Genomic DNA, 25222 nt, shown 5'->3' with positions numbered 1-25222 from the left:
CAAGCTGTTTGACGTCAACGAGCCCCTGAGCCGCATCACCTTCGGCATCCCATAAACCGGGCCGGAAAGCGGGCTCAGAACCTCAGGGTCAAGCCGATATTGGCCTGCCACTGGGTGAGCAGATCCCCCCGCACTCTGAAGGCGCAGACCTCGGGGTTGCAGAGAAACGCGCTGTCGTCATTGAGCAGGGAGCCGTAGCCGCGCACCTCGGCCCGTAGCGCCAGATGTTCCCCCAGGCGCGGCTGCACCCCGAGCGCCAGGGACATGGAGGGGGCCGTCTCGCTGTCGTAGGCATCGAAGCGGGTCACCCCGATCCCGGCACCTAGATAGGGTGCCATCAGGTTGTCCGAGAGGGTGAGGGCCCCGGCGAAGTGCAGGGTATCCACCGTCAGCCTGTCAGGCTGATCCGGGGAGATGGGGGTGGACTGATGGCTGTAGAGCAGCTCCACCATGCCGGGATCATCCACCTCCCGGCTGATGAAGAGACCCCAGTTGCCCGAGCTCTCCCCTTGCAGTGAGTCGATGCCGGTCGAGTGTGGCGTGGGAGCGGGTTCATCCATGGTCTCGAAGTCGATGGAGGAGCTGTAACCCAGGAAAGGGGTCAGCTGCCAACCCGAGGCGGCGGACTCGGCCGCCCAGGCCGTCAGCGGCAAGCACAGTCCCAGCAGCATCATCATCGCTCGCGTCACGCTCTTCTCCCGGTTGCATGGATTGCGTCAAAAGCATATCAGAGCCTGTTCCATCCGCCCCTTGACGGGGGCTGTATCGCCCCATTTTTGGCGACCCGCCCCCCTTCCCAGCCCTCTCTATTCCATCAAAGTTTGCGCCGGCTCACATTATTCATCTGGGATTAACCTCTGCCACGTAAGCTGACGTCGCCACAGCGGTGGCGTCAACAGGACGAGGATCTCAGGAATGGTTGCCGCGCAACTCAACGACCCACAAAGCACGCTCTCCGATACCCTGCGGGCCACCGCCCACGCCATCGAGGAGAGCCACATCAGCCTGCGCCAGATGCTGGCTCTGGTGGGGGAACAGGGCATGCTGCTGTTTTGCGTGCTGCTCACCGTTCCCTTCCTGTTGCCTGTCTCCATTCCCGGCGTCAGCACGCCCTTTGGGCTCTTGATCCTCTTTATCGGTATCGGCATCACCCTCAACCGGGTGCCCTGGCTGCCTGCCGTCCTGATGGAGCGCCGCTTCGCCGCCGAGCACCTCAAACCGGCCCTGCACAAGGGGGCCGATCTGCTGGCCCGCATCGATCGTCTCATCCGGCCGCGCCTGCTGCTGCTGACCGGCAGCTCCGCCATCAATCGCTGCAACGGCCTGCTGATCATGCTGGCGGCCCTGCTGCTGATGCTGCCGCTCGGCGCCATTCCCTTCACCAACGCCATGCCCGCCTGGGCCATACTGCTGCTGTCCATCGGCATGCTGCAACGGGACGGCCTCTTCGTCGCCCTCGGCTACGCCCTGGTCAGCGCCACCCTGGTCTGGTTCAGCGTGCTGGCCATAGGTCTGCTGATGGCGGGCCAGAACATCTCGACCCTGTTTGGCTAAGGCTCGGCAGACAAGCGCTAAGGCAAACTTTGGCCAAGGCCGGGTAGCGACAGATAACAACGAGGGCGACACAGGGTCGCCCTCGTTCGTTGCAAGCCAGGGCACTGTTCAGGGATCCCCGTCGTGGGCCACCTGGTTGCGCCCGCCCCGCTTGGCCCGATAAAGCCACTCGTCCGCCCTGGCCAGCACGGCGCTGAGCTCCTCCCCCGGCCGGATCAAGGTGGTGCCCAGACTGACTGTGACGGGGGCAGGATCCGGCGCCATGGCCGCCACAGCGGCGCGGATCCGCTCCGCCACCTTCAGCAATATCCCCTCGTCTATCTGCGGCAGCAGGATCAGAAACTCCTCGCCGCCGCTGCGCACGAACAGATCCTCTCCCCGCAGCTGGGCAGAGACGCAATCGCAGACGCGGCACAGCACCCTGTCCCCGGTTTGGTGACCGTAGCGATCGTTGATCTGCTTGAAGTGATCGAGATCCAGCATGATGAGGCCGGTGAGCGGCTGGCCCTGCACCCTCTGGTGATATTGATCGAAGAAGAAGTGGCGATTGTAGAGGCCGGTCAGCTGATCCGTCTCGCCGAGCCGCTTGAGCCGCAGTTGCAGCTCGTGCTGGCGGGTGATGTTGCGGGTCATCCAGGCCACGGCTCGCTTGCCGTCGTAGAGGGAGGGCAGCGGCGCTATCTTGCCCTCGAAGCGCTGCATCCCCTGGGGCCCCGCCTCGGCATCTATGCCCTCCACCTCGGCGGGGGAGAGATCGTACTCCACCACCTGCACCTGGCCGCCGGCCAGGGCGCGCGCCACCTGCTCCATCACCCAGAACGCCTTGTCTGCCGGCAGCACATCGAACAACCGCTTGCCGATCAGGGGGTTGCCATCCTGATATGACTGCTGCTCCACCCCGCCTATGTACTCGATGTAGTGACCATCTTCACTGAGGATGAAGACTGGGTCGGGCAACTGGGTCATCACTTCATAGAGTTGTGCCACTGAGAGAGCCATAGGTGCTCCTTTTTATCTGCGGGGAGGGCCCTGTGTCGTCTGTTATACACGACCCGTTCAGTATCGCATACGGCCAGAATGCCGTGGCAGACCGCCACCAGCCTTGACCTAGTGGATGCCGTTTGGATATTAATGGGATTTGCCTGCCCCAGGAGGCCCCTAGATGAAACTCACCCCACCCCTGCCCCCGATTGAGCGGGATCTCGACGCCCTGCGCATCGGCCTGTCAGGCTACAACCAGGCGGTTGCCGGCAGCCATCTGCGCGAGCAGGTAGCCAGCTTTATCAAGGATGAACAGGGGCTTGTGCTGGGCGGCATACTCGCCGACATCAAGTGGGGCTGGCTGCACATCGACTGGCTCTGGATAGACGAGCGCATTCGCAAGGAGGGCTGGGGCGGCCACCTGCTCGCCACCATGGAGCAGTATGCCGGGAGCAAGGGCATCATCAATGTCCACCTGGAAACCACCAGCTTCCAGGCGCTGCCCTTCTACCAGAAGCAGGGCTACGCCGTCTTCGGCGAGCTGCCGGACATGCCGCCCGGGCATATCACCTACTTCCTGAAGAAGCGGCGGGACTAGGGCACTAGGGGACGCCGAGCGCCAAGGCGCGCGCCTTGCCCTCCCCCAGCTCCCCGGTGCCTTGATACGAAAACGCCATCGAGAGAGGCTCGATGGCGTTTTCGGTGGCCGGGATGGCGGGATCAGCGGCTGGCGGAGCGGCTCCCGCTCCAGAGCAGCTCGCCGCTCTTCAGATCCATCAGGCTCATGGCGAGGCGGTAGCGACTCCCCTCGGAGAGGAGATCCCCGTAGAGCATGTAGCCGGCCCCGGTCTGGCGACCCAGGCGCACCAAAGAGGCCGGATTCATGCCCCCCTGCTGGTACTCGAGCTGACCCGTGATGGCCGCCACCTGGCCCGGATCGGCGAAGCGAAAGCCGCTGTTTGCCTGAATGCGCTGGCTCATGGCCACCGCCATGGGCTGGGTACTGAAGGGCTCCCCCGTGCCGTTCTGGGGCGCCATCAGCAGCAGCACAGGGCTGCCATCCTGGCTCAGCGCCTGCACCTCGGGGGCCTTCAGAAAGGCATCCGCCATGGCGAGCGCCAGCCCGGTCGGGGCCACGGGTTCGGGCGCAGGCACAGGCTCTGCCTTGTCGGGCTCGGCCACAGGTTTCTCTGGCTGACTCACCGGCTTGTCCGGCTCGCCGACCGGCGCCGGGGTGCCTCCATAGGGATTGACCGCACAGCCGCCCAGCAAGAGGGCACCCACCATCAACAAGGAACGCAGCTTCATCTTTTTTCTCCACCAGAAGTCCGCAGGACGGACTTCGCCAAAAGCCCGTGGGGGCGGAGCACCAGCCCCGCATCCCTCCCATGCTAGAGACAAACCGGCCCCGGGTCGATGCGCACATGGGCCGGGGGCGACAAAGGCTGGCGAACCGGGGCGTACAAAAAGGTGGCAAGGGTCCTTCCGGTTCCGTTAGGGTAGCTTGAGCCCAGACCCCAGAGGAGCACCCCATGCACGGACCCGACCCCGCCAACCCCCACCCCATGAAGGGCTTTCCCCAGGTGTGCTTTATCAAGAACACCATCAAGGGGCCCAATATCGAGGTGGGCGACTACAGCTACTACGACGACCCGGAGGATTCCGCAGGCTTTGAGCGCAACGTCCTCTACCACTTCCCCTTCATCGGCGACAAGCTCATCATCGGCAAGTTCTGTGCCATCGCCCGCGGGGTCAAGTTCATCATGAACGGTGCCAACCACCAGAACTCCGGCTTCTCCACCTACCCCTTCTTTATCTTCGGCAACGGCTGGGAGAGCGCAGCCCCCAAACCTGGCAGCCTCCCCTACAAGGGGGATACGGTGATTGGCAACGACGTCTGGATTGGCTATGAAGCGCTGATCATGCCAGGCGTGAATGTCGGCAACGGCGCCATCATAGCCGCCCACTCAGTGGTCACCACGGATGTGCCCGACTACGCCGTGGTCGGCGGCAACCCCGCCAAAGTGATCCGCCACCGCTTCGACGACGACACCATAGCCCGCCTCAACGCCCTCGCCTGGTGGGACTGGCCGGTGGAGCAGATCAGCCAGAATTTGCAACTGATTGGCGGCGGGGAGATAGCCGCGCTGGAAGCGGCGGCCCAATAGAAACAATCAATATCAAGCAGGAAGCACTATGCAAATCCCCCCCCCTGGCCAATGCCAATATAGTGATTCGCCCCTTCCAACCGGCTGATGCCGATGAGTTTGTTCGCGCAGCGCACGAATCCATCGAGACGGACGGCACCTGGATGAGCTGGTGCACCCACTCATTCAATCGGGACAAGGCGCTAGGGTGTGTTCCTAAAGTGGTTGAAAAATGGCCTCCTCACTTTATTGAGCCCAATTCTTCCAAAAATACCGCCTTCATTTACTTCAAAACCACCTAAATGAGCCTCTTTAGAGGCCCGGTTGATGGCCGAGAATTGCTCCGCATGAAATGTGAACACTTTGAGAACACAGCCTAGGGTGGTTTGCCACCTGCGATCAGGATCGTGAGGCGGGACGGGCCTATGATATGGGCCTCTTCTGCGCCGCCACCGGCCAGCTCCTGGGTGGCGCCGGCATCAATCAGCTGGCAGCTCATCATCGCTACGGCAACATCGGCTATTGGGTGCGCCAATCCCGCCAAGGCCAAGGCATAGCCTGGCAAGCAGTCGCCCTGCTGCGTGACTTTGGTTTTCAGCGGTTGGGACTATTCCGGCTGGAGATCGTGATGGGGGTTGGCAACACAGCCAGCGAAGCCGTCGCCATCGCCGCTGGAGCCACCTTTGAATGCCGGGCCAAAAATCGTATCTTCCTCCATGGCCAACCTCTGGATGCTCATGTGTACTCCCTCATCCCCGCCAAGAAAAAGATCCAAACAGAGCCGCTGCGTTGCAGTACCATAACCTTCTCTGAAAAAGGCGGCACGTTGTCCATGAAGTGATTCATTGGCTGCCGGGCCATGCCACATCCCTCACAAGTCACCTTCCCCTATGGCCAGTGATGTCACCTATTGAATCGTCCTCTCAGTGTCTGCCAGACATTAACAACATCACTGCTAGCATGATAAATATTGCACCAAATATTAAATTCAAACGTTTTAAATGAGATGGCTCGGAGAAATATCGCAATAAAACATGCGAGAAAGATGCATATGACAACATTGCGATGCAGTCCACCAAAACAATGAAAAAACCGAGTTTAGTGTATTGATGACCACTAGCTGAACCGTCGACAAACTGTGGAAGAAATGCGACCAAAAACACAATGGATTTTGGGTTTGTTAGATTGACAACAAAACCATTAACCAAGCTATTTAACTTGCCGCCTTGCGTCTCAGTATTACGCAACACGATATTCCCTGAGTTTTTTATTTTCATCACACCCAAGTAAATAAGATAGCCTCCACCTATATATTTTATGAAATCAAACGCAACTTCTGATGATGCCACAAAGGATCCTAGCCCGACACTTACAATGGTGAGGTGAACCAGCAGTGCCAGTTGCAAACCAATAATATTGTACCTGGCTTGAACTATGCCTCCCTCTATCGATCTTGACATAGTCGCAATTGCCCCCGCCCCTGGAGAAAAACTAAAGGCGACACAGCTTAAAACAAATGCCAGCATGATGCTAGATGTCATAATACCTCCTTTTAATGGCTATTTATCGACTGCCACTCCGACAAATAGCACATCGATTTAACCCATTAAGGCTAGTTTAGATGGTCAGCATATCTGCGGAGCCGAATCCAAACCGTCGATTAACAGATGATGCTATTGCATTGCGGTAAGAACATAGCATGTGGTAGCATGTTTCTCATATTTAGCATTTTGTTAATCCTCACTTAATGGCGATGTTAATGCTGGCTATAAATGATATAAAATTTTTTATTACCATTGCTGCCTGCAAAAACTTTTCCACCGCAGCAAAACAACTCAATGTTTCGGCACCTTATGTTACTCAGAAGCTCAGGTCCCTCGAGGAAAAGCTTGGACTTACTCTGATTGAACGACAGGGTCGCCAGCTAAAAGTCACCGAGCATGGCCAGATATTGATCGACATGGGGTCAGGAATTATCAGACAAATGGCCTCAATTGAAGAATCGCTAAGAGCGGCCAAGGATGACCTGTGCGGCCATATCAATATAATTGCACCTATTGGTTTCGGTGAGAAAAAACTGTCTCCCATTATTGGCCAATTCAAGCAGCAATACCCGGCAGTATCCATCGATCTTACCCTGTCTGATCGCCCTTCTTGGACAGACGCCCCTCTCCAACCTGACATCATGTTTTATATTGGTGAATTAACCCAGGCACATCTCTATAGAATGGTAATCTCGCCCACTCGTCGTGTCCTCTGTGCATCACCAGACTATATTTCCACCATGCCAGACCTGACAACACCAGAACAACTGATGACTAATCAGCATGATTGCATCGTATTGAGGGAAAATAATGAAGATGTTTCCCTCTGGCGTTTCCAGCATATCGAATCAGGCAGAGAATGTCGTCTCAGGGTGACGCCTTCACTTACCAGCAATATTGCCGACGTGGTGAAGCAGTGGGCTCTAGATGGATTGGGTATAATCAATCGTTCGGAATGGGATCTTATTACTGAGCTCAACACTGGCACTTTGGTAGAGCTACTCCCAGAATATGCTTTACCACAAGTTGACATTGTCGCACTTATGGCCACAGGTGAGAGTGCCCGCTCCCATAAAATAAGTAGGTTTCTGGAATTCGCCAAAGACAGGCTCAAAGAGATACTTTAAACCACTAATTCAATAATGAGTGGTCGCACCTGTCATTTAAACATTCCTTGTAGATAACACAGAATAACAGGATGCAATGAACAAAGTTAAATGCATCCTGTTATATCCAGCCAGAAACCTATATACGCTTGTGGTCCAGCTAACTGGCTTTATTACCTCCCCAAAAACGCCTCCCAGTCCTTGAACACCGGCTGCAACCCTGCCTGCCGCACGGCGGCGGCCACGTCTCCCAGGGCCCGGTCGTCGTGGATGGCGAACTGCTCCAGCTCCTCCTTGTCTCCCTCCGCATAGCCGCCGGGCTGGGTGCGGGATTCCGCCGACATCTGGGTGATGCCAAGGCGCAGGGCGCCGTTGCGAAACGCAGGGGATTCCCGGGTGGAGAGCGACAAGTCCAGGGTTGGCGAGAAGAGGCGCCAGGCGCAGATCAGCTGCACCAGCTGGCGATCCGACATGGTCACTTCAGGCTCCAGCCCTCCGGTGCAGGGGCGCAGGCGCGGGAAGGAGAGGGAGTAGCGGCTCTGCCAGTGATGACGCTCCAACCAGCTCAGGTGCTCGGCGACAAAATAGCTGTCGGCGCGCCAGTCCGGCGACAGGCCGATCAGCGCGCCGAGGCCAATCTTGTCGATGCCGGCGCGCCCCAGCCGATCCGGGGTGGCGAGACGCCACCCGATATCCTGCTTGTTGCCGCGCAGGTGGTGGCGAGCGTAGGCGGGGGCGTGGTAGGTCTCCTGGTAGACCATGACGGCATCCAGGCCCAGGGTTTTCAGCTCGGCGTATTCGGCCTCGGACAGCGGCTGCACCTCCATCGCCAGGGTGCTGAAGTGGCGGCGGATCCGCGGCAGGTGCTCACGAAAGTAGTCCATGCCCACCTTGGTCTCGTGCTCGCCGGTCACCAGCAGCACGCTGTCGAAGCCGCGCGCCTTGAGGGCCAGGCACTCGCGCTCAATCTCCTCGGCATTCAGGGTCTTGCGCTTCAAGCGGTTGCTCATGGAGAAGCCGCAGTAGGAGCAGTCGTTGGCGCACAGGTTCGACAGATAGAGGGGCACGTAGAAACCCACCGTATTGCCGAAACGTTGGCGGGTGAGGCGCTCCGCCAGCTCCGCCATCCGGGGCAGGAAGGGCTCGGCGGCCGGGGAGATCAGCGCCATAAAATCGCTCAGGGTGCGGCGTGGATTGGCCAGCGCCCGCTCCACGTCCAGGGCCGTCTTGGCGCGGATCTGCATGCCTACGTCGTCCCACTCCAGCTCGCGCCAGCGGTCGGCAAAATCCAACCCCCTCCCGGCCTCCCCCTTGGGAGGGGGAGGAGCGCAGGGCTCGCCCCATTCAAGAGCCGAGTCAGCCTCGCCCCTCACCCCCAGCCCCTCTCCCAAAGGAAGAGGGGGGCACAGTGCGGCAGAATCGGGGGACGCGTCGAAAGAGGGCATTGCCATTGGCTCTCGCCCTAAGCCCGTATCATGACTCATAACGCCCCCAGGAAATCGGTCAGGGGGCTGGAGGCCTGGGCCTGGCTGCCGCGCGCCCCGAGGCCCGCCTCATAGCCGCTGCGACCGGCCTCGCAGGCGAGCGCGAAGGCGCGGCCCATGGCGACCGGATCCCCACTCACGGCAATGGCCGTGTTCACCAGCACCGCATCGGCGCCGAGCTCGAAGGCCGCTGCCGCGTGGCTGGGGGCACCTATCCCTGCGTCCACCACCACGGGCACCCTGGACTGCTCGACGATGATGGAAAGGAACTCCCGGGTCACCAGCCCCTGATTGGAGCCGATGGGAGCGCCGAGCGGCATGACGGCGGCGCAGCCCACCTCTTCGAGCCGCTTGCAGAGCACGGGATCGGCGCCGCAGTAAGGCAGCACCACGAAGCCCTCTTTCACCAGCTGTTCGGCGGCTTTCAGCGTTTCTATGGGATCCGGCAGCAGGTACTTGGGATCGGGGTGGATCTCGAGCTTGAGCCAGTTGGTGCCGAGCGCCTCCCGGGCCAGGTGGGCGGCAAACACCGCCTCGGCGGCCGTCTTGGCACCGGAGGTGTTGGGCAGCAGCTTGACTCCGAGGGCCAGCAAGGGGCTCAGGATGTCATCGTGGCGCTTGCCAGGTTCGAGGCGCTTGATGGCCATGGTCACCAGCTGGGAACCGCTCGCCGCTATGGCGGCCGCCATCAGCTCGGGGTGGGCAAACTTGCCGGTGCCGGTAAAGAGGCGCGATGAGAAGGTGTGATTGGCAATGGTCAGCATCTCAGCCTCCGGCGATGGCAGTGAAAAGGTGGATCTCGTCCCCGTCATTGAGGCGGGTCTCTGGCCAGCGACTGCGGGGCAGCACGGCGCCGTTGAGGGCCACCGCCACCCCCTGGGGGGCAATCTCCTGCGCCGCCAGCAGCTCGGTCAGGCGCTGGCCGGTGGGCAGCGTCAGCTCGATATCGTTCAATCGAATTTTCATTGGTCATCCTTATGGCTGCCACACACCGGGCAAGCGGGATCGGGGGGCAGCTGCAGGCACTGCCACTCATGGGTCAGGGCATCGAAGCGGCGCAATGTGCCCGCCACCGGGCTGGGGCGCCCGAGCAGCAGTTTGAGCGCCTCCAGCGCCTGTAGGGAACCCATCACTCCTACCAGGGGGCCAGTGACGCCGCTGCTCTGGCAGCTCTCCTTTATCTCGGTGTCCGCCGGGTAGAGACAGGCGTAGCAGGCATGTTCAGGCGCGCTTCGCACCATCAGTTGCCCTTGCCAGCCGACGGCGGCGGCGGAGATCCAGGGCTTGCCCTGCCCTACGCAGGCGGCGTTGATGGCATGGCGGCTGGCCAGGTTGTCGCAGCAGTCGACAACCAGGTCCACCTCGGCCACGAAGGCTGGCAGGCTATGGGTGTCGAGACGCTGGTTGATGGCGATCAGCTCGACGTGGGGGTTGTGAGCCGCCAACCGCTCCCGGGCCAGTTCAGCCTTGGAGCGGCGCAGCCCCTCCCCGTCGAACAGGATCTGGCGCGGCAGGTTGCTGGAATCCACCACGTCACCGTCGGCCAGCCACAGGGTGCCGACCCCGGCCCCTGCGAGATAGAGGGCGAGCGGCGAGCCGAGGCCACCCAGACCGACGATCAGTACCGACTTGCCCTTGAGCCGCGCCTGCCCGGCTTCCCCTATCTCGGCCAGCATCAGTTGCCTGCCGTAGCGCAGATACTCTTCGTCACGAAGAGACGCCTCGTCAGAGCGCATGTGCCACCTCCTGCACCGCTATGGCGGAGCGCGCCGGATCCCCGGCCCCCACTGCCGTCAGCAATCGGGCCGTGGCCCCCTGCCAGTCGTCACTTCCTGTGATGGCGGAGACCAGGGCGATACTGCCTACCCCGCTCTCCTTCACCGCAGCCACACGATCCTCGCCTATGCCGCCGATGGCGACAGTGGGCCAGTCCTGCATCAGGGCGCGGTAGTGGTGCAGCCGCACCAGCCCCTGGGGGCGGGACGGCATCTGCTTGGTGTTGGTGGGGAAGATATGACCCATGGCTATATAGGAAGGCGCCAGCTCCCGGGCCCGCATCAGCTCGAAGTAGCCGTGGGTGGAGATGCCAAGACGCAGGCCGGCGGCCTGAATGGCGGCGAGATCGGCTGATCCCATATCCTCCTGCCCCAGATGCACCCCATAGGCACCGGCGGCTATGGCCTGCTGCCAATAATCGTTGATAAAGAGCCGCGCCCCGAAGCGGCGACCCAGGGCCACCGCCTCGGCAATGGCTGGTGCTACCTCGTCGGCGGACAGATCCTTGATACGCAGTTGCAGTGTCTTGACCCCGGCTTCCAGCAGCCGCTTGAGCCACGGCACCGAATCCACCACAGGATAGAGACCCAGATGCTGTTCGGTCGCGGCAAAGGGGCCCCCGGGCAGGCGAGCCTCGCTGGCAGGATAGAGACCAAAGCGGCGATCCAGGCTTGACCCTGCCAGCACGGCGCGGGGGAAGTGGGCAAGATCCGCTGGCCAGCCGAGATGGGCTATGGGGCCGGGACCTGCCCCCACCCCCTGCGCCCCTGCCAGCCCTTGCTGCAAATAAGCACGAGCCAGGGTGATGGCGTCTTCCACCGGGTAATCCAGCGCCTGGACGGCGGCGATGGCGCTGGCGTAACAGCAGCCGGTGCCGTGGCCGTGGCGGGTCGCCAGGCGCGGCGCGGCCAGCCAGAACTCCTGATACGCATCCTGGTAGTAGTCGAGGCAGTGATCCCCGCTCCACTCAAGGTGCCCCCCCTTGACCAGCACGGCGCGGGCGCCGAGTTCACGCAGTCGCACCGCTCCCGCCCGCACCAGCGCAGGGCTGGTCGCCGGAATGCCGGTCAGGGCTTCCAGCTCGGGGCCGTTGGGGGTGATGAGGGAGAGGCGCGGCAGCAGGTGCTCGCGCACCGCCGCCAGCATGTTGGGTTCGGCCATGGGGGTGCCTGTGCTGGCGATGGCCACGGGGTCATAGATCACGAAGGGGGCGCTTAACGTATCGAGCCGCCGGGCCAGCACCTCCACATGGAGCCGGGTCGGCAGCAGACCGATCTTGATGGCGGCCGGGGGCAGATCGACGCCGAGGGCGTCGATCTGGGCGCAGAAGGTCTGCATCAGCACGGGATCCACCATCTTCACCGCCACCGAATTCTGGGCCGTGATGGCGGAGATGACGGAGCAGCCGTGCACGCCGAGGGCGTGCAAGGTGTGCAGATCGGCCTGAATGCCGGCACCGCCCCCCGAGTCGGAACCGGCTATGGTCCAGACGATGGGCTTGGTGCTCATGCTTCTTCCCGCTCCTCTTTGAGGGCCGCCGCCTGATGGTAGAGCTCGCCCCCCTTCTCCTTGAAGGTCTCGGCCATACGGTTCATACCGCTTTCCACCTCGGCCACCACTCGCTCCTGCTGGCCATCCATGCCCACCAGCTTGATCTCCACCGCCTCGAGCTTGGCGGCGTAGTCGCGCACATCCTGGGTGATCTTCATTGAGCAGAACTTGGGGCCGCACATGGAGCAGAAGTGGGCCACCTTGCCGGACTCCTGGGGCAGGGTCTCGTCGTGGTAGGCACGGGCGGTTTCGGGATCCAGCGCCAGATTGAACTGATCCTCCCAGCGGAACTCGAAGCGCGCCTTGGACATGGCATTGTCGCGGATCTGGGCGCCCGGATGACCCTTGGCGAGATCCGCGGCATGGGCGGCGATCTTGTAGGTGATGAGGCCCTGCTTCACGTCCTCCTTGTTCGGCAGCCCCAGGTGCTCCTTGGGGGTGACGTAGCAGAGCATGGCGCAGCCATACCAGCCGATCATGGCGGCGCCTATGCCGGAGGTGAAGTGATCGTAGCCTGGGGCTATGTCTGTGGTGAGCGGGCCAAGCGTGTAGAAGGGCGCCTCGTGGCAGTGTTCCAGCTGCTCGGTCATGTTGCGCTCTATCATGTGCATGGGCACGTGACCCGGCCCCTCGATCATCACCTGGACGTCGTACTCCCAGGCGATCTTGGTGAGCTCCCCCAGGGTATGCAGCTCGGCGAACTGGGCCTCGTCGTTGGCGTCATAGACGGAGCCCGGACGCAGGCCGTCGCCAAGCGACAAGGCCACGTCATAGGCGGCACAGATCTCGCAGATCTCGCGGAAATGCTGGTAGAGGAAGTTCTCCTTGTGGTGCGACAGGCACCACTTGGCCATGATGCTGCCACCACGGGAGACGATGCCGGTGAGGCGCTTGGCGGTCATGGGCACATAGCGCAGCAGCACGCCGGCGTGGATGGTGAAGTAATCCACCCCCTGCTCGGCCTGCTCCAGCAGGGTGTCGCGGAACAGCTCCCAGGTGAGATCCTCGGCGATGCCGTTGGTCTTCTCCAGCGCCTGATAGATGGGCACTGTGCCTATGGGCACAGGGCTGTTGCGCAGTATCCACTCCCGGGTCTCGTGGATGTAGCGGCCGGTGGAGAGATCCATGACGGTGTCGGCGCCCCAGCGGGTGGACCAGACCAGCTTCTCCACCTCCTCCTCGATGCTGGAGGTGACCGCCGAGTTGCCTATGTTGGCGTTGATCTTCACCAGGAAGTTGCGGCCGATGATCATGGGCTCGGCTTCCGGGTGGTTGATGTTGCTCGGGATGATGGCGCGGCCGGCGGCCACCTCATCGCGCACGAATTCGGGGGTGATGCTTTCCGGCAGGCGGGCGCCGAAGCCCTGACCCGGATGCTGGCGTAGCAGCAGCTCGGAGCGCACCCGTTCGCGGCCCATGTTCTCGCGAATGGCGATGAACTCCATCTCCGGGGTGACCATCCCCTGACGGGCATAGTGCAGCTGGGTCACCCGGCGGCCCGGCTTGGCACGCAGTGGCTTGGGCAAATTATCGAAACGCAGGTGATCCAGCCCCTCGTCGGCGAGGCGCTCCTGGGTGAAGGCGGAGCTCAGACCCTCGAGCGCTTCGGTGTCGCCACGCTCCAATACCCAGTTTTCACGCAGGCGCGGCAGGCCGCGGCGCACGTCTATCTCGGCACTCTCGTCCCCATAGGCACCCGAGGTGTCGTAGACGGGCACGGGATCGTTGGGCTCGAACTGGGGGTCTTCCTTGCTGCCCCCGACCAGGGTGTCGGCCAGGACGATCTCCCGCAGCCCCACCCGGATGTCGGGACGGGAACCTTGGATGAAGATGCGTCTGGAGTTGGGATGGGCCATGCCCTTGAGGTTGTCGATAAAGGCCTGGGCACTGGAGCGCTGCTCCCGGCGGCTGGCGGGCACGGACTTGCTGTTTTCAGAAGAGGTAGACATAGCAAAACTCACATTAACTGGTTGAAGTTATGGGTGTTTGCTTGTCTGGAGTTCGAGGAGAAGTGATGAACTTGCGGTCTGGGTGCGCTCTCAGGAGGGAGCGAGCGCGGGATGGATCATCCCTGCTCTGCCGTCCCGTCCCCCTTGTCGGGGACATTCGCCGCCCTGACGGGCAAGCGGCGGGACGACCTCCCTCCTGTGCGCCAGCCCTTGCCCGGGGCTCCCCCTCAAGGCAAGGGGGAAGTGGCTACTCCCCCGGCGCGGCAACTCGCAAGTTACCCTTGTTTCCCTTCGCAGGTCTTAACCTGATCAGGTTCCACGGATCCCGAATTAACGGTCTCAGCTTTGCGTCGTTCGACGGTCAGCACTCCGACAAGATGTGCGCCAGTATATACGGCCTATCTTTTAACTCAACCATGATTTTTTCACTACAATGAACCTTGTTCATTAACATAGGGATGATGTTTATTATGAACCACAAAAAGACACTTATTCTTGGCATGTGCTGCTTCGGCTTATATGGATGTGACAGTAACAATGACAGCAGGACTCTGGCCGAGCAATCTGCTTATGACCCTGCGACACAGGTTATTGAAAATGATCAACATACGTCAGTGTTTATTTCGGCATTAAATATGAGTGGACTGGATACTGGTAAGATAAAAAGCATCTCCTTCCATATAAAAACAAAAGATGGCAATTTTGCCAAGCCTGTCTCTGCCACATATGATTGGAGCTATCTATCCAACAATGGACTATTTAACACTACAAGTAACAGTGTCCAAGTTCCGATATTTGGCCTCTACAACAACTACCTGAATGAGCTCACGATAGACATTCAGTATATTGATGACAGCATCTACTCATTTCAGAAGATGATCCCCACGGCCACCTATGTTGATAGTGCGGGTATTTATGACAACGTTGGCATCAGTATCAAGCCAACCGCCACACCAAGTTATAGTTATTTTTATCTAAAAGGGCAGCTCAAGACCCCTATTATTATGGATATAGATGGTGAAGTACGCTGGGATGCAGGTGTAAAAAGGAATTCCAACCCATCAATTTTCATCAACAATACTTTTTGGACAGGGAATTTTAAGGGGGCGGCTACCGCTATCGATACTCTTTCTCTATATGGGAAAACTGGTGTTTTGAATGTCAGTGGCACAAGGATGGGTAGCGATGCTTATTTTCATCACAATATAGATCCAGGCAAGAATGGGGTACTGATTGAACTGGACGGCACTACCGACGGGGTATTAAAAATAGAGTCATTCTTGAGTGAAATAGATAGAAATGGTACTGTAATCAAGGAATGGGATATCGGTAAAATATTCTCTGAATATATGCTGCAAGAGGGCGATGACCCCAGCAATTTTGTCAGAGATGGTGTGGACTGGTTTCACATGAATGCCGCTACCTATGACCCTGCCGATGACACCTTACTGATCTCCAGCCGCGAAAACTTCGTGGTAAAGCTGGATTACAACACGGGTAAAATCATCTGGTTGCTGGGGGATGAGACCAAGCACTGGCACTCCTATCCATCGCTACAGAAGCTGGCCTTGTCTCTCTCTACAGGTCAGACACCCATTGGACAGCACGCCCTATCGATAACCCAGAATGGGCAACTGATGCTGTTCAATAATGGGCTGAGAAGCCTCAACAACCCACTTGGTACCCCTGCCGGTATAGATCTCGCTACCAGCCAGGCCGCCATCTTCGACATTAACAGTCAGAACAGAACTGGTCAGATGGCATGGAGCTTTGATGATGGCCTCTACTCGGATATATGCTCCAGCATTTACGAGGACAAGCTGTCTACCCAAGGGGATTATTTGATCAACTATGCAGCCGTCGACAATAGAACTCGTGTCGTCATTCAGGGGATCAACAAGGATAAACAGAAACTCTTCGAGTTTAGCTATCCTAGTCCAAGGCCCTGTGACACTTCATGGAATGCGACCCAGATTCCTCTTGAGAATATCCACTTCCAATAAGTGACAAGGTAGCGCCACCCCGTGGCGCTACCTCCTTAGTCATCCTCCGGATTGGGGATCAGGATCTCGGTCAGACGGCCCTCATCCTCCCGGCTCAGCACCAGCCTGCGGCCCGGTTGCAGATCGGCGGGGCTGCCGTTCACCCAGCGGGTGCCTGCATCAAACACCAGCACACCCAGCTGCTGCATCAGCAGGCTCTCTCCTGCGGTGGCGACCAGCCTGTCATCCGCCCGCAACCACTGGCTGCTCTGGGCCGGATCCGGCCCAGTTGCGAGTACCTGGATCTGCTCTGCCACGCCGTACCGGCTCTGGATGGCGAGGTGCATGCCGGGCCTGAGATCGTCATACTGCGCCGCTCCGACCAGGGCGGCGCTGCCGAGCTCGAGCTCGGCCCCCTGAAATTGCAGGCGGATGCCGTCGTTGTGCTCCAGCTCCACCAGCCAGAGCTCGGGCTCGTCGGCAAGGGCGTGAAAGGAGAGCAGCAGGAACAATGCGGTTCTGGTCATAGCAAGCAGGCCCATGGTCAACCCAGCGAGGAGGTTTAACTATGGGCCTGGACGGGCAATTTTTCCGGTTCACTGGTGCGGCGGCTCAGTCGTCCTCCCGACACCGGCTCAGACGCATGCCGTCGAAGCGGCACTCCAGCTCCAGCCAGCGCCCCTCGAAGGGGGCCAGGCTGTCGTCCGAGGTGACATAACCCCAGATCCGCCCCTGCTCCACAGGCCCTTCCAGCTCCATCTCATGCTTTTCTTCCAACGGCTCCACCTCACGGACCAGCCGTCTGTCTCCCTCTATCACCCCTTCCAGATCGACCCAGGTGCCGCCGAGATCGTCTTCGTCCAGACCGTCCTTGAAGCGGGTCTGCTCATCGATCACGAAGGGAATGCCGTTGACCATCAACTGGCCCAGTTGCCAGCTGGTGCGGCCGGTCAGCTTGAACTCGGCCGCCTGCACCAGACCAAAGGGCAATAAAATCAATAGCCAGAGGGCGCAGAGAGACTTCTTCATCGGGGATCCTCGGGGTTACACTGGCACACAGGATGTCTCATCCGGTGTGAAATGGCCGTGAAATCTCGGCCCAAACCAGGAGATCAGAGCATGAAAATACTGGTGGTGGAAGACAGTCCCCAGGTGGCCGAGACCGTCATGGATTATCTGGAGCTGGCCGGGCACAGGGTAGACTGCGCCTATCACGGCCAGGCCGCCCTGCAGTTGCTGGCGGAGCAGCGCTTCGACGTCATCATCATGGACGTCATGATGCCGCGCCTCGACGGCCTGCGCACCGTCGAGCGGCTGCGCTCGGACGGCATCGCCACCCCTGTGCTCTTTCTCACCGCCCGCGACAGCCTGGACGACAAGCTGGCAGGTTTCAAGGCGGGGGGCGACGACTACCTGGTCAAGCCGTTCGCCATGGAGGAGCTGGAGGTGAGGTTGCAGGCCCTGGCCCTGCGCGGCCCCCGCAGCGACATGGGGGCGCTGGCATTTGGCGAGCTGGCGGTGGATCCCGGCGCGGGCCGCGCCACCCGCGCCGGGGTCGAGCTCAAACTCGGCAAGATCCCCTTCCAGATCCTCACCCTGCTGGTCAGGCGTGCCCCCCAGCTGGTAACGCGCCAGGAGGTGCTCGACACCGTCTGGGGGGATGAGGAGCCCGACTCGGACGCCCTGCGCAGCCACATCTACGCCCTGCGCAATGCCCTGGACAAGCCCTTCCCCAGCCCCATGCTGGAGACAGTGCACGGCCAGGGTTACCGGCTGGTCAAACCATGAGCACCCCGGCCTCCCCGAGCCAGCCTGCCTTGAACCTGCCAAGCCTGCGCAAGCGCCTGATCCTGGCGCTGGGCGGGGCCGGCTTGCTGCTGCTGCTGATCCTGAGCCTGCTGATGGTGGTGGCCGAGAACAAGATGGAGGAGCTCAGCCTGCGCCACTGGCTGGAGGCCGAGGTCACCCGCTACAACGATGACTGGCTGCGGCTCGGCCAGGCGGCCCCCGCCCCCAGCCCGCGCCAGTTCTCCAGCTACTGGACCCAGGCGGGACGCCTGCCGACCTGGCTGAAACCCTACCAGACCCCCGGCTTCTTCGAGCACCAGCTGGGGGAGGAGGACAAACACTTTCTGGTACGCGCCCATCCCTCGGGCCAGGGCCTGCTCTACCTGGTGTTCAACGACGACGCCGACGACTACCTGGATCCTTACGAAGACAGGCTGCACCTGGTCACCCGGCTTATCGGGCTGGCCCTGTTGCTCGGCTGCATAGCGTTCGGCATCTGGCTGGTGCGCCACATCACCCGGCCCCTGGACAGGCTGCGTCAGCGCGTCGCCCACCTCACCCCGGATCAGGTCGACTTCGTGCCGGACGCCCCCTGGCAGGAGCTGCGGGAGATCGAGCTGGCGCTGCTGGCGGGCAAGCACGAAGTGGCCGCCGTGTTCGCCCGGGAGCAGGAGTTCAGCCGCTTCGCCAGCCATGAGCTGCGCACCCCCAACATGGTGATCCAGGGCTCGGCCGCCCTGCTCGGCAAGGTGAGCGACCTGCCCGCCCCCGCCGCCCGGGCCGCCAGCCGCATTCGGGCCGCCAGCGACGAGATGGCCCTGCTCACCGAGACCTTCCTGCTGCTGGGCCGCAAGGAGGAAGTCGAGCGCCCCCCGCAATGGGTGGCACCGCTGATCCAGCGGGAGCTGGCGCGCCTAGCCCCCTTGCTGCAACGCGAGAACCTGGATATCCGCCTCAATCTGGACGAGCAGAGCGAGGTGCAGGCCCCTCTCTCCCTGCTCGCCATCGCCCTGGGCAACCTGCTGAAGAATGCCCTGAGCTACGCCGAGGGTCATATCGAGATCGCGCTTCAGGGGCAGGTGCTCACCATCAGCAATCCCACCGCGGCGGCGCCGGACCAGATCCTGGGCTACGGCTGCGGCCTCACCATCATACAGCGCATCTGCGAGAAGCTAGGCTGGCAGATAGAGACCCGGCTGGAGGATGGTGTTTTCAGCGCCAGGCTGGCGATGAACGCCCCCGACCTCACGCAGGCATAGTTTCCCCCTCATCCCCGACCCTTCTCCCGCGCGGGGAGAAGGGAGACAACAGGCACTCCCCGGCAAGCCCACAAGCCAGATAACAACAAGGCGCCCGAGGGCGCCTTGCTGTCAGAGGATAGGAGGACAGCTTATTCCGCCGGCTTGTGCTTGCGACTCGCCTTGAGCTCCAGAAAATCGATGATCTTGCCCGCCACATCCTTGCCGGAGGCGGCTTCGACCCCCTGCAGACCGGGGGAGGAGTTCACCTCCAATACCAGGGGGCCGCGGGCACTGCGCAAGATATCCACCCCGGCCACGTCCAGCCCCATGATCTTGGCGGCCTGCACCGCTGTCGCCCGCTCTTCCGGGGTGATCTTGATGGCCGACGCCTCGCCGCCACGGTGCAGGTTGGAGCGAAACTCCCCCGGCTGGGCCTGACGACGCATGGCCGCCACCACCTTGCCACCCACCACCACGCAGCGAATGTCGGCGCCGTTGGCCTCGCGGATGTACTCCTGCACCAGTATGTTGTTGTTGGTCTGGATGAAGGCCTCGATCACGCTCTCCGCCGCCTTCTGGGTCTCGCACAGCACCACGCCTATCCCCTGGGTCCCCTCCAGCAGCTTCACCACCAGCGGCGCCCCGCCGACCATGGTGATGAGGTCGGGCACGTCGTGGGTGCTGTGGGCATAGCCGGTGATGGGCAGGCCAATGCCGTGGCGGGAGAGCAGTTGCATGGCGCGCAGCTTGTCCCGGGAGCGACTGATGGCCACCGAGCTGTTGAGGGCCATGGTATTCATCATCTCGAACTGGCGCAGCACGGCGGTGCCATAGAAGGTGATGCTGGCACCGATGCGCGGGATCACGGCGTCATAGCTCTCCAGTTCCCGTCCTTCGTAGTGGATGGAGGGGCTGTGGGAGGCGATGTTCATGTAGCAGCGCAGGGTGTCGAGCACCTCGACCTGATGCCCGCGCGCCTGCGCCACCTCGACCAGACGGCGGGTGGAGTAGTTGTTGGGCTCGCGGGATAAAATGGCAATATTCATGGAAATGACAGACCTGATAATCGGACTGGAGAGTATAAGGTGCCATGAACGACTGGCAACGCCAATCCTTTCCCCTCACCATTCGGCGTTCTGCAAGAACCGCTGAATACCAGATTCAATGAGGACCACGCAACGCCTGCTGCAGGCTCAGCAGCAGCGCTACCTCCTGCAACCGGCGCGCCGTGGTCCTGGCCCAGCCGCCCACCGGCACAGGGGCCAGCAGGGTTTGGGCTATGCAGTCGCGATAGAGGGGCCCCTCATGTTGCCAGCCCCGCATACCATCGACGCCGTGAAAATGCAGCCACTCCAGATTGCCGCTGCGAAGCAGCTCTATGCGCCGCCCATCCTTGAGATGCAGGCATAACCCCTTCTTCTCGACTCCGGATCCTGCGTACTTGTCGAGCCAGAGCCTCAGGGGCACCCCGGCCGCCTCGCCGCGCAGACAGGCCCGCCCCTCGGCGGTTTCGAGATCACCACGGGGGATGGGCTGGCCCAGCCTGTCGGCCACCCCGTCAGCCACCAGCGTCAAGCTGTCATCCCCGCCGAGGGCCACCAGCAGCTCGCGGATCATCGCCAGCAGATGGGTGCCGATGTCGAGGATCACCCCGTCGGGATGACGCAGGACCCGCCGATCCGGCTCGCCGGTGGCGAAGTTGAGGGCATAGGGGTGCCCCTGCTCGTCAAGGCCGCAGGGTTCCAGCAGGAAGCCCTCCACCGAGGCCACATCGGCCAGGGTGAGGGGCGAAATGGGGCCGGTCTGCCCGGCTTGCGGCCGCCAATCATCCCCCAGCTCGCCACTCAGCAGCCGCTGGACGGCGTTGCGGGCCATCCAGTGATCCAGCGCCAGCACCCGGGGGGCGACTTCGGGATCCACCAGCAGGGCCTGCAGGCGAGCCTGCTGGGCCAGGGTAGCCACCACAGGTTTCTCCACCAGAATCAAGGGGATGGAGCTTGCCAGCGCCTGCTCCAGCACCGGCAGGTGCAGCAGGGAGGGGGTGGCGATGACCAGCCGATCCAGGGGCTGCGCCAGCAGGGCTTCCAGGGTCGGCAGCGAGCTTACTCCCGGCAGGCTGCGAGCGGGGTCGAATCCCCAGATCGCCATCTCTGGCGCCAGGGCCCGCAATGCCGGCAGATAGGCGGTCTCCACCACTGCCCCCAGGCCAACGAATCCAATCTTCATAACACCTCAGCTTGCGTGGGCCAGTTCAGCGGGATCAATTCAGGTTCGGCCCCAGCCAGCGCTCGGCCTCCACCAGCGTCATGCCTTTGCGCTGGGCATAGTCTTCCACCTGATCGGGCTGGATCTGCGCCACCGCGAAATACTTGCTCTCGGGGTGGGAGAAGTACCAGCCGGACACCGCCGCCCCCGGCCACATGGCGTAGGACTCGGTGAGCTTCATGCCGATGGCCTGCTCCACACCCAGCAGCTCCCAGATGCTGCCCTTCTCGGTGTGCTCCGGGCAGGCCGGGTAGCCGGGCGCCGGCCGTATGCCCTGATAGTTCTCGCGAATGAGCTCCTCGTTGGAGAGCGCTTCATCGGGGGCATAGCCCCAGTGCACTTTGCGCACCTGCTCGTGCAGGTACTCGGCGAAGGCCTCGGCGAGACGGTCGCACACCGCCTGGATGAGGATGGCGTTGTAGTCGTCGTGATCCGCCTTGTAGGCTTGCGCTATGGCCTCCTCGCCGATACCGCCGGTCACCGCGAAGGCGCCGATCCAGTCCGGCTTGCCGCTCTCCTTGGGGGCCACATAGTCCGCCAGACAGTAGTTCGGGAAGCCCTGCTTCTCGCTCTGCTGGCGCAGGTGGTGCAGCACCTTGATGACCTCGGTGCGGGACTCGTCGCTGTAGACCTCTATGCTGTCCCCCACCCCGTTGGCGGGGAACAGGCCTATGATGCCGGCGCAGCGCACGCTCTTGTCCTGCTCCAGCTGGTCGAGCATGGCGTTGGCATCGGCAAACAGCTTGGTCGCCTCCTCACCTATGATCTCGTCCTCCAGGATGCGCGGATACTTGCCCGCCAGCTCCCAGCTCAGGAAGAAGGGCGTCCAGTCGATGTAGGGGCGCAGCACAGAGACGGGCACGTCCTCGAAGGTCTGCACGCCCAACTCGCGGGGCTTGGGCGGCTCATAGCCGACCCAGTCCAGCTGCTGGCGGTTGGCGCGGGCGTGAGCCAGGGAAACCGGCTTGGATCTAGGCTGTTTGCGGGCATGCTGATCCCGCGCTATCTCGTACTCCTTGTCGATGCGGGCGACGAAGGCGGGCTTGAGCTCGGGGTTCAGCAGGCTCTGGGCCACCCCCACCGCGCGGGAGGCGTTCGACACATAGACCACGGGTTCGGAGTAGTTCTGCTCTATCTTCACCGCTGTGTGGGCCTTGGAGGTGGTGGCGCCGCCGATCAGCAGGGGCAGCTTGAAGCCCTGGCGCTCCATCTCTTTCGCCACGTGCACCATCTCGTCCAGGGACGGAGTGATGAGGCCGGACAGGCCTATGATGTCGGCCCCCACTTCCCGCGCCGTCTTGAGGATGGTCTCGCAGGAGACCATGACCCCGAGATCGACGATCTCGTAGTTGTTGCACTGCAGCACCACGCCGACGATGTTCTTGCCGATGTCGTGCACGTCCCCCTTGACGGTGGCCATCACTATCTTGCCGTTGCTGGAGCCGCCGGACTTCTCCGCCTCTATGTAGGGTTGCAGGTAGGCGACCGCCCGCTTCATCACCCGCGCCGACTTCACCACCTGGGGCAGGAACATCTTGCCCGCGCCGAACAGGTCGCCCACCACGTTCATGCCATCCATCAGCGGCCCCTCGATCACGTGCAGCGGCTTCTCGGCCCCGGCCCGCGCCTCTTCGGTGTCCTCTTCGATGAAGTCGGTGATCCCCTTGACCAGGGCATGCTCCAGCCGCTTGCCCACGGGCCAGCTGCGCCACTCCTGATCCCGGGGGTCTTCGGCCTGGGCGCCAGCGCCGCGATACTTCTCGGCGATGGCCAGCAGATCCTCGGTGGCGCTGTCACTCAAGTTGAGCACCACGGCCTCGACCTTGGCCTTCAGCTCCGCCGGAATGTCTTCATAGATGGCGAGCTGACCGGCGTTGACGATCCCCATGTCCATGCCGCTGCGGATGGCATGGTAGAGGAAGACGGCGTGAATGGCTTCCCGCACCGGCTCGTTGCCCCGGAAGGAGAAGGAGACGTTGGAGACGCCGCCGGAAATCATGGCGTGGGGCAGGTGCTCCTTGATGTCCTTCACCGCCTCGATGAAGTCCACCGCGTAGTTGTTGTGCTCGTCGATGCCGGTCGCCACCGCGAAGATGTTGGGGTCGAAGATGATGTCTTCCGGCGGGAAACCCACCTGATCTACCAGGATCCAGTAGGCACGCTGGCAGATCTCGAACTTGCGGGCGCGGGTATCGGCCTGGCCCACCTCGTCGAACGCCATCACGATGACGGCGGCGCCATAGCGACGCAGCAGTTTGGCCTGTTCGATGAACTTGGCCTCCCCCTCCTTCATGGAGATGGAGTTGACCACAGGCTTGCCCTGCACGCACTTGAGACCCGCCTCCAGCACCTCCCACTTGGAGGAGTCGATCATCACCGGCACCCGGGCGATATCCGGCTCGCCGGCGATGAGGTTCAAGAAGCGCACCATGGCCGCCTCGGCGTCCAGCATCCCCTCGTCCATGTTGATGTCGATGATCTGGGCGCCGCTCTCCACCTGCTGCTTGGCCACATCCAGGGCTTCGTCGTAGAGCCCCTCCTTGATGAGGCGCTTGAACTTGGCCGAGCCGGTGACGTTGGTGCGCTCCCCCACGTTCACGAACATGGACTCCGCCGTGATGATGAGGGGCTCGAGGCCGGACAGCCGGCAGGCCACCGGCAGCTCGGGCAGGGGGCGGGGCTTGATACCCGCCACGGCATCCGCCATGGCGCGAATATGGGTCGGGGTGGTGCCGCAGCAGCCCCCCACCAGGTTGAGGAAGCCGCTTTGGGCCCACTCGCGGATATGCTCTGCCATCTCACCCGCATCGAGATCGTACTCGCCGAAGGCGTTGGGCAGGCCGGCGTTGGGGTGGGCGCTCACAAAGGTCTCGCTGATGCGAGACAGCTCCTCCACATACTGGCGCAGCTCGTCCGGGCCGAGCGCACAGTTGAGGCCGAACGACACGGGTTTGACGTGACGCAGGGAGTGATAGAAGGCTTCCGTGGTCTGGCCGGAGAGGGTGCGGCCCGAGGCATCCGTGATGGTGCCTGAGATCATCACCGGCAGGCTGTAGCCCAGCTCCTCGAACACCAGATCCACCGCGAAGGCGGCCGCCTTGGCGTTGAGGGTATCGAAGATGGTCTCGATGAGGATGAGGTCGGCGCCCCCCTCGATCAGGGCGTGAGTCGATTCGGTGTAGGCGGCCACCAGCTGGTCATAGGTGACGTTGCGCTTGCCGGGGTCGTTCACATCAGGCGAGATGGAGCAGGTGCGGTTGGTGGGGCCCAGGACGCCTGCCACGAAGCGCGGCCTGGCGGGATCTTTTGCCGTCCATTCGTCCGCCACGGCGCGGGCCAGACGGGCCGCCTCACGGTTGATCTCGGCGGAGAAGGCTTCCATCTCGTAATCGGCCATGGCGATGCGAGTGGCGTTGAAGGTGTTGGTCTCGAGGATGTCGGCCCCGGCGGCACAGTATTGATCGTGGATCTCTCGGATCACCGCAGGCCGGGTCAGCACCAGCAGATCGTTGTTGCCCTTGATGTCGGTATGCCAGTCGGCGAAGCGCTCGCCGCGGTAATCCGATTCACCGAGCCTGTAACCCTGGATCATGGTGCCCATGGCACCGTCGATGATCAGGATCCGCTCCCTGAGACAGGCTTCCAGTTTCTTTGTTACGTCCGACTTCTTGCTCGACTCTATGCTCGACACCGCTTCTACCCCTTACATCCATGCAACTGCGTGAGCTCCATCCTAGCAGCAAAAAAATCAAATGGAAATCTAGCCGTCTATCTGTCCGAAATCTCGAGCATATACTCACAAATGGGTAATGAGTAAGATGTGGCCCGAGAGTACCCTATGCCCGTCCTCAACG

22 protein-coding genes, 1 pseudogene and 1 riboswitch are annotated in these 25222 nt (G+C 61.7%); of the genes and pseudogenes, 8 read left to right on the top strand and 15 right to left on the bottom strand.

Features of this window, described 5'->3' with window-relative positions:
* Positions 1–74: 74 nt before the first annotated feature.
* A complete protein-coding gene (locus tag Aeroheme_RS01810; RefSeq protein WP_411167208.1) occupies positions 75–671 on the bottom strand; it encodes an outer membrane beta-barrel protein in 597 nt (198 codons plus the stop codon).
* Positions 672–915: 244 nt separating this feature from the next.
* On the opposite strand from Aeroheme_RS01810, the gene Aeroheme_RS01805 reads away from it, so the two are divergent.
* The gene (locus tag Aeroheme_RS01805) at positions 916–1554 is read left to right on the top strand and encodes an exopolysaccharide biosynthesis protein (RefSeq protein ID WP_411166600.1); all 639 of its coding nucleotides are present in this window, start codon (positions 916–918) and stop codon (positions 1552–1554) included.
* Between the two features lie 108 nt (positions 1555–1662).
* Here the strand turns inward: Aeroheme_RS01805 and Aeroheme_RS01800 are convergent, their stop codons facing one another.
* Positions 1663–2553: a sensor domain-containing diguanylate cyclase gene (locus tag Aeroheme_RS01800; protein WP_139746187.1), complete on the bottom strand. Its 891-nt coding sequence runs from the start codon at positions 2551–2553 to the stop codon at positions 1663–1665.
* 163 nt (positions 2554–2716) lie between these two features.
* Between Aeroheme_RS01800 and Aeroheme_RS01795 the strand changes: the two genes are divergently transcribed.
* Positions 2717–3133 (top strand): GNAT family N-acetyltransferase, encoded by a 417-nt coding sequence (locus tag Aeroheme_RS01795; protein ID WP_411166599.1) that lies wholly within the window; start codon positions 2717–2719, stop codon positions 3131–3133.
* Between the two features lie 122 nt (positions 3134–3255).
* Here the strand turns inward: Aeroheme_RS01795 and Aeroheme_RS01790 are convergent, their stop codons facing one another.
* Positions 3256–3843 carry a penicillin-binding protein activator LpoB gene (locus Aeroheme_RS01790; protein WP_163135848.1) on the bottom strand — a complete coding sequence of 196 codons (588 nt, stop codon included), beginning with the start codon at positions 3841–3843 and terminating at the stop codon, positions 3256–3258.
* A gap of 224 nt (positions 3844–4067) precedes the next feature.
* On the opposite strand from Aeroheme_RS01790, the gene Aeroheme_RS01785 reads away from it, so the two are divergent.
* Together Aeroheme_RS01785 and Aeroheme_RS01780 are read left to right on the top strand one after the other, a co-directional pair.
* Complete coding sequence (locus tag Aeroheme_RS01785; RefSeq protein WP_411166598.1) at positions 4068–4703, top strand: Vat family streptogramin A O-acetyltransferase; 636 nt, start codon at positions 4068–4070, stop codon at positions 4701–4703.
* Positions 4704–5049: 346 nt separating this feature from the next.
* Positions 5050–5442, top strand: a pseudogene (locus tag Aeroheme_RS01780) (GNAT family N-acetyltransferase); the annotation flags it as partial.
* 163 nt (positions 5443–5605) lie between these two features.
* Here Aeroheme_RS01780 and Aeroheme_RS01775 read toward each other — a convergent pair.
* Complete coding sequence (locus Aeroheme_RS01775; protein ID WP_411166597.1) at positions 5606–6223, bottom strand: LysE family transporter; 618 nt, start codon at positions 6221–6223, stop codon at positions 5606–5608.
* Positions 6224–6441: 218 nt separating this feature from the next.
* Between Aeroheme_RS01775 and Aeroheme_RS01770 the strand changes: the two genes are divergently transcribed.
* On the top strand, positions 6442–7353 hold the full coding sequence (locus Aeroheme_RS01770; RefSeq protein ID WP_411166596.1) for a LysR family transcriptional regulator: 912 nt from the start codon (positions 6442–6444) through the stop codon (positions 7351–7353).
* Between the two features lie 152 nt (positions 7354–7505).
* Here Aeroheme_RS01770 and thiH read toward each other — a convergent pair whose 3' ends face one another.
* Genes thiH through thiC form a run of 6 tightly spaced genes read right to left on the bottom strand, consistent with a single transcriptional unit; the run spans position 7506 to position 14092 of the window.
* Positions 7506–8783: a 2-iminoacetate synthase ThiH gene (thiH, locus tag Aeroheme_RS01765; RefSeq protein WP_411166595.1), complete on the bottom strand. Its 1278-nt coding sequence runs from the start codon at positions 8781–8783 to the stop codon at positions 7506–7508.
* A 29-nt stretch (positions 8784–8812) separates the two neighbouring features.
* Entirely contained in the window at positions 8813–9580 is a 768-nt protein-coding gene (locus Aeroheme_RS01760; protein ID WP_262112935.1) for a thiazole synthase, read from the bottom strand.
* 1 nt (position 9581) lies between these two features.
* Positions 9582–9782: a sulfur carrier protein ThiS gene (gene thiS / locus Aeroheme_RS01755; protein ID WP_411166594.1), complete on the bottom strand. Its 201-nt coding sequence runs from the start codon at positions 9780–9782 to the stop codon at positions 9582–9584.
* Entirely contained in the window at positions 9779–10552 is a 774-nt protein-coding gene (locus Aeroheme_RS01750; protein WP_411166593.1) for a HesA/MoeB/ThiF family protein, read from the bottom strand. Before Aeroheme_RS01750 ends, thiS begins: the two co-directional genes overlap by 4 nt.
* Positions 10542–12101 carry a thiamine phosphate synthase gene (gene thiE, locus Aeroheme_RS01745; RefSeq protein WP_411166592.1) on the bottom strand — a complete coding sequence of 520 codons (1560 nt, stop codon included), beginning with the start codon at positions 12099–12101 and terminating at the stop codon, positions 10542–10544. The genes Aeroheme_RS01750 and thiE overlap by 11 nt, the downstream gene beginning before the upstream one ends.
* Positions 12098–14092: a phosphomethylpyrimidine synthase ThiC gene (gene thiC, locus Aeroheme_RS01740; RefSeq protein WP_411166591.1), complete on the bottom strand. Its 1995-nt coding sequence runs from the start codon at positions 14090–14092 to the stop codon at positions 12098–12100. The genes thiE and thiC overlap by 4 nt, the downstream gene beginning before the upstream one ends.
* 268 nt (positions 14093–14360) lie before the next feature.
* A riboswitch (TPP riboswitch) is annotated at positions 14361–14474 on the bottom strand.
* A gap of 88 nt (positions 14475–14562) precedes the next feature.
* Between thiC and Aeroheme_RS01735 the strand changes: the two genes are divergently transcribed.
* Positions 14563–16095 (top strand): aryl-sulfate sulfotransferase, encoded by a 1533-nt coding sequence (locus tag Aeroheme_RS01735; protein WP_411166590.1) that lies wholly within the window; start codon positions 14563–14565, stop codon positions 16093–16095.
* 35 nt (positions 16096–16130) lie between these two features.
* On the opposite strand, the gene Aeroheme_RS01730 is transcribed toward Aeroheme_RS01735, so the two are convergent.
* Both Aeroheme_RS01730 and Aeroheme_RS01725 read right to left on the bottom strand, forming a co-directional pair.
* Positions 16131–16601: a hypothetical protein gene (locus Aeroheme_RS01730; RefSeq protein ID WP_411166589.1), complete on the bottom strand. Its 471-nt coding sequence runs from the start codon at positions 16599–16601 to the stop codon at positions 16131–16133.
* A gap of 85 nt (positions 16602–16686) precedes the next feature.
* Positions 16687–17103: a hypothetical protein gene (locus Aeroheme_RS01725; protein WP_163135869.1), complete on the bottom strand. Its 417-nt coding sequence runs from the start codon at positions 17101–17103 to the stop codon at positions 16687–16689.
* 90 nt (positions 17104–17193) lie between these two features.
* Between Aeroheme_RS01725 and Aeroheme_RS01720 the strand changes: the two genes are divergently transcribed.
* Both Aeroheme_RS01720 and Aeroheme_RS01715 read left to right on the top strand, forming a co-directional pair.
* Positions 17194–17862: a response regulator transcription factor gene (locus tag Aeroheme_RS01720; protein WP_106885170.1), complete on the top strand. Its 669-nt coding sequence runs from the start codon at positions 17194–17196 to the stop codon at positions 17860–17862.
* A 29-nt stretch (positions 17863–17891) separates the two neighbouring features.
* Positions 17892–19121, top strand: a complete 1230-nt coding sequence (locus Aeroheme_RS01715; protein WP_408781768.1) for a sensor histidine kinase — start codon at positions 17892–17894, stop codon at positions 19119–19121.
* A gap of 131 nt (positions 19122–19252) precedes the next feature.
* On the opposite strand, the gene rimK is transcribed toward Aeroheme_RS01715, so the two are convergent.
* From rimK to metH, 3 genes are all read right to left on the bottom strand, one after another.
* Entirely contained in the window at positions 19253–20149 is an 897-nt protein-coding gene (gene rimK, locus Aeroheme_RS01710; protein ID WP_025325466.1) for a 30S ribosomal protein S6--L-glutamate ligase, read from the bottom strand.
* Positions 20150–20264: 115 nt separating this feature from the next.
* On the bottom strand, positions 20265–21329 hold the full coding sequence (locus Aeroheme_RS01705) for a Gfo/Idh/MocA family oxidoreductase (RefSeq protein WP_411166588.1): 1065 nt from the start codon (positions 21327–21329) through the stop codon (positions 20265–20267).
* 34 nt (positions 21330–21363) lie between these two features.
* The gene (metH, locus tag Aeroheme_RS01700; protein WP_411166587.1) at positions 21364–25059 is read right to left on the bottom strand and encodes a methionine synthase; all 3696 of its coding nucleotides are present in this window, start codon (positions 25057–25059) and stop codon (positions 21364–21366) included.
* Positions 25060–25222: the final 163 nt, after the last annotated feature.

Source organism: Aeromonas sp. DSM 116730, from assembly GCF_046581335.1.
Lineage (GTDB): Bacteria > Pseudomonadota > Gammaproteobacteria > Enterobacterales > Aeromonadaceae > Aeromonas > Aeromonas rivipollensis.
The sequence above is the reverse complement of the archived record's forward strand: the minus strand, read 5'-3'. Positions and strand labels throughout refer to the sequence as shown.

Bases quoted from the DNA above. Each gene is read 5' to 3' on its own strand.
- Aeroheme_RS01810 (WP_411167208.1), bottom strand. From the start codon at position 671: ATGCTGCTGGGACTGTGCTTGCCGCTGACGGCCTGGGCGGCCGAGTCC.
- Aeroheme_RS01805 (WP_411166600.1), top strand. From the start codon at position 916: ATGGTTGCCGCGCAACTCAACGACCCACAAAGCACGCTCTCCGATACC.
- Aeroheme_RS01800 (WP_139746187.1), bottom strand. From the start codon at position 2,553: ATGGCTCTCTCAGTGGCACAACTCTATGAAGTGATGACCCAGTTGCCC.
- Aeroheme_RS01795 (WP_411166599.1), top strand. From the start codon at position 2,717: ATGAAACTCACCCCACCCCTGCCCCCGATTGAGCGGGATCTCGACGCC.
- Aeroheme_RS01790 (WP_163135848.1), bottom strand. From the start codon at position 3,843: ATGAAGCTGCGTTCCTTGTTGATGGTGGGTGCCCTCTTGCTGGGCGGC.
- Aeroheme_RS01785 (WP_411166598.1), top strand. From the start codon at position 4,068: ATGCACGGACCCGACCCCGCCAACCCCCACCCCATGAAGGGCTTTCCC.
- Aeroheme_RS01775 (WP_411166597.1), bottom strand. From the start codon at position 6,223: ATGACATCTAGCATCATGCTGGCATTTGTTTTAAGCTGTGTCGCCTTT.
- Aeroheme_RS01770 (WP_411166596.1), top strand. From the start codon at position 6,442: ATGCTGGCTATAAATGATATAAAATTTTTTATTACCATTGCTGCCTGC.
- thiH (WP_411166595.1), bottom strand. From the start codon at position 8,783: ATGGCAATGCCCTCTTTCGACGCGTCCCCCGATTCTGCCGCACTGTGC.
- Aeroheme_RS01760 (WP_262112935.1), bottom strand. From the start codon at position 9,580: ATGCTGACCATTGCCAATCACACCTTCTCATCGCGCCTCTTTACCGGC.
- thiS (WP_411166594.1), bottom strand. From the start codon at position 9,782: ATGAAAATTCGATTGAACGATATCGAGCTGACGCTGCCCACCGGCCAG.
- Aeroheme_RS01750 (WP_411166593.1), bottom strand. From the start codon at position 10,552: ATGCGCTCTGACGAGGCGTCTCTTCGTGACGAAGAGTATCTGCGCTAC.
- thiE (WP_411166592.1), bottom strand. From the start codon at position 12,101: ATGAGCACCAAGCCCATCGTCTGGACCATAGCCGGTTCCGACTCGGGG.
- thiC (WP_411166591.1), bottom strand. From the start codon at position 14,092: ATGTCTACCTCTTCTGAAAACAGCAAGTCCGTGCCCGCCAGCCGCCGG.
- Aeroheme_RS01735 (WP_411166590.1), top strand. From the start codon at position 14,563: ATGAACCACAAAAAGACACTTATTCTTGGCATGTGCTGCTTCGGCTTA.
- Aeroheme_RS01730 (WP_411166589.1), bottom strand. From the start codon at position 16,601: ATGACCAGAACCGCATTGTTCCTGCTGCTCTCCTTTCACGCCCTTGCC.
- Aeroheme_RS01725 (WP_163135869.1), bottom strand. From the start codon at position 17,103: ATGAAGAAGTCTCTCTGCGCCCTCTGGCTATTGATTTTATTGCCCTTT.
- Aeroheme_RS01720 (WP_106885170.1), top strand. From the start codon at position 17,194: ATGAAAATACTGGTGGTGGAAGACAGTCCCCAGGTGGCCGAGACCGTC.
- rimK (WP_025325466.1), bottom strand. From the start codon at position 20,149: ATGAATATTGCCATTTTATCCCGCGAGCCCAACAACTACTCCACCCGC.
- Aeroheme_RS01705 (WP_411166588.1), bottom strand. From the start codon at position 21,329: ATGAAGATTGGATTCGTTGGCCTGGGGGCAGTGGTGGAGACCGCCTAT.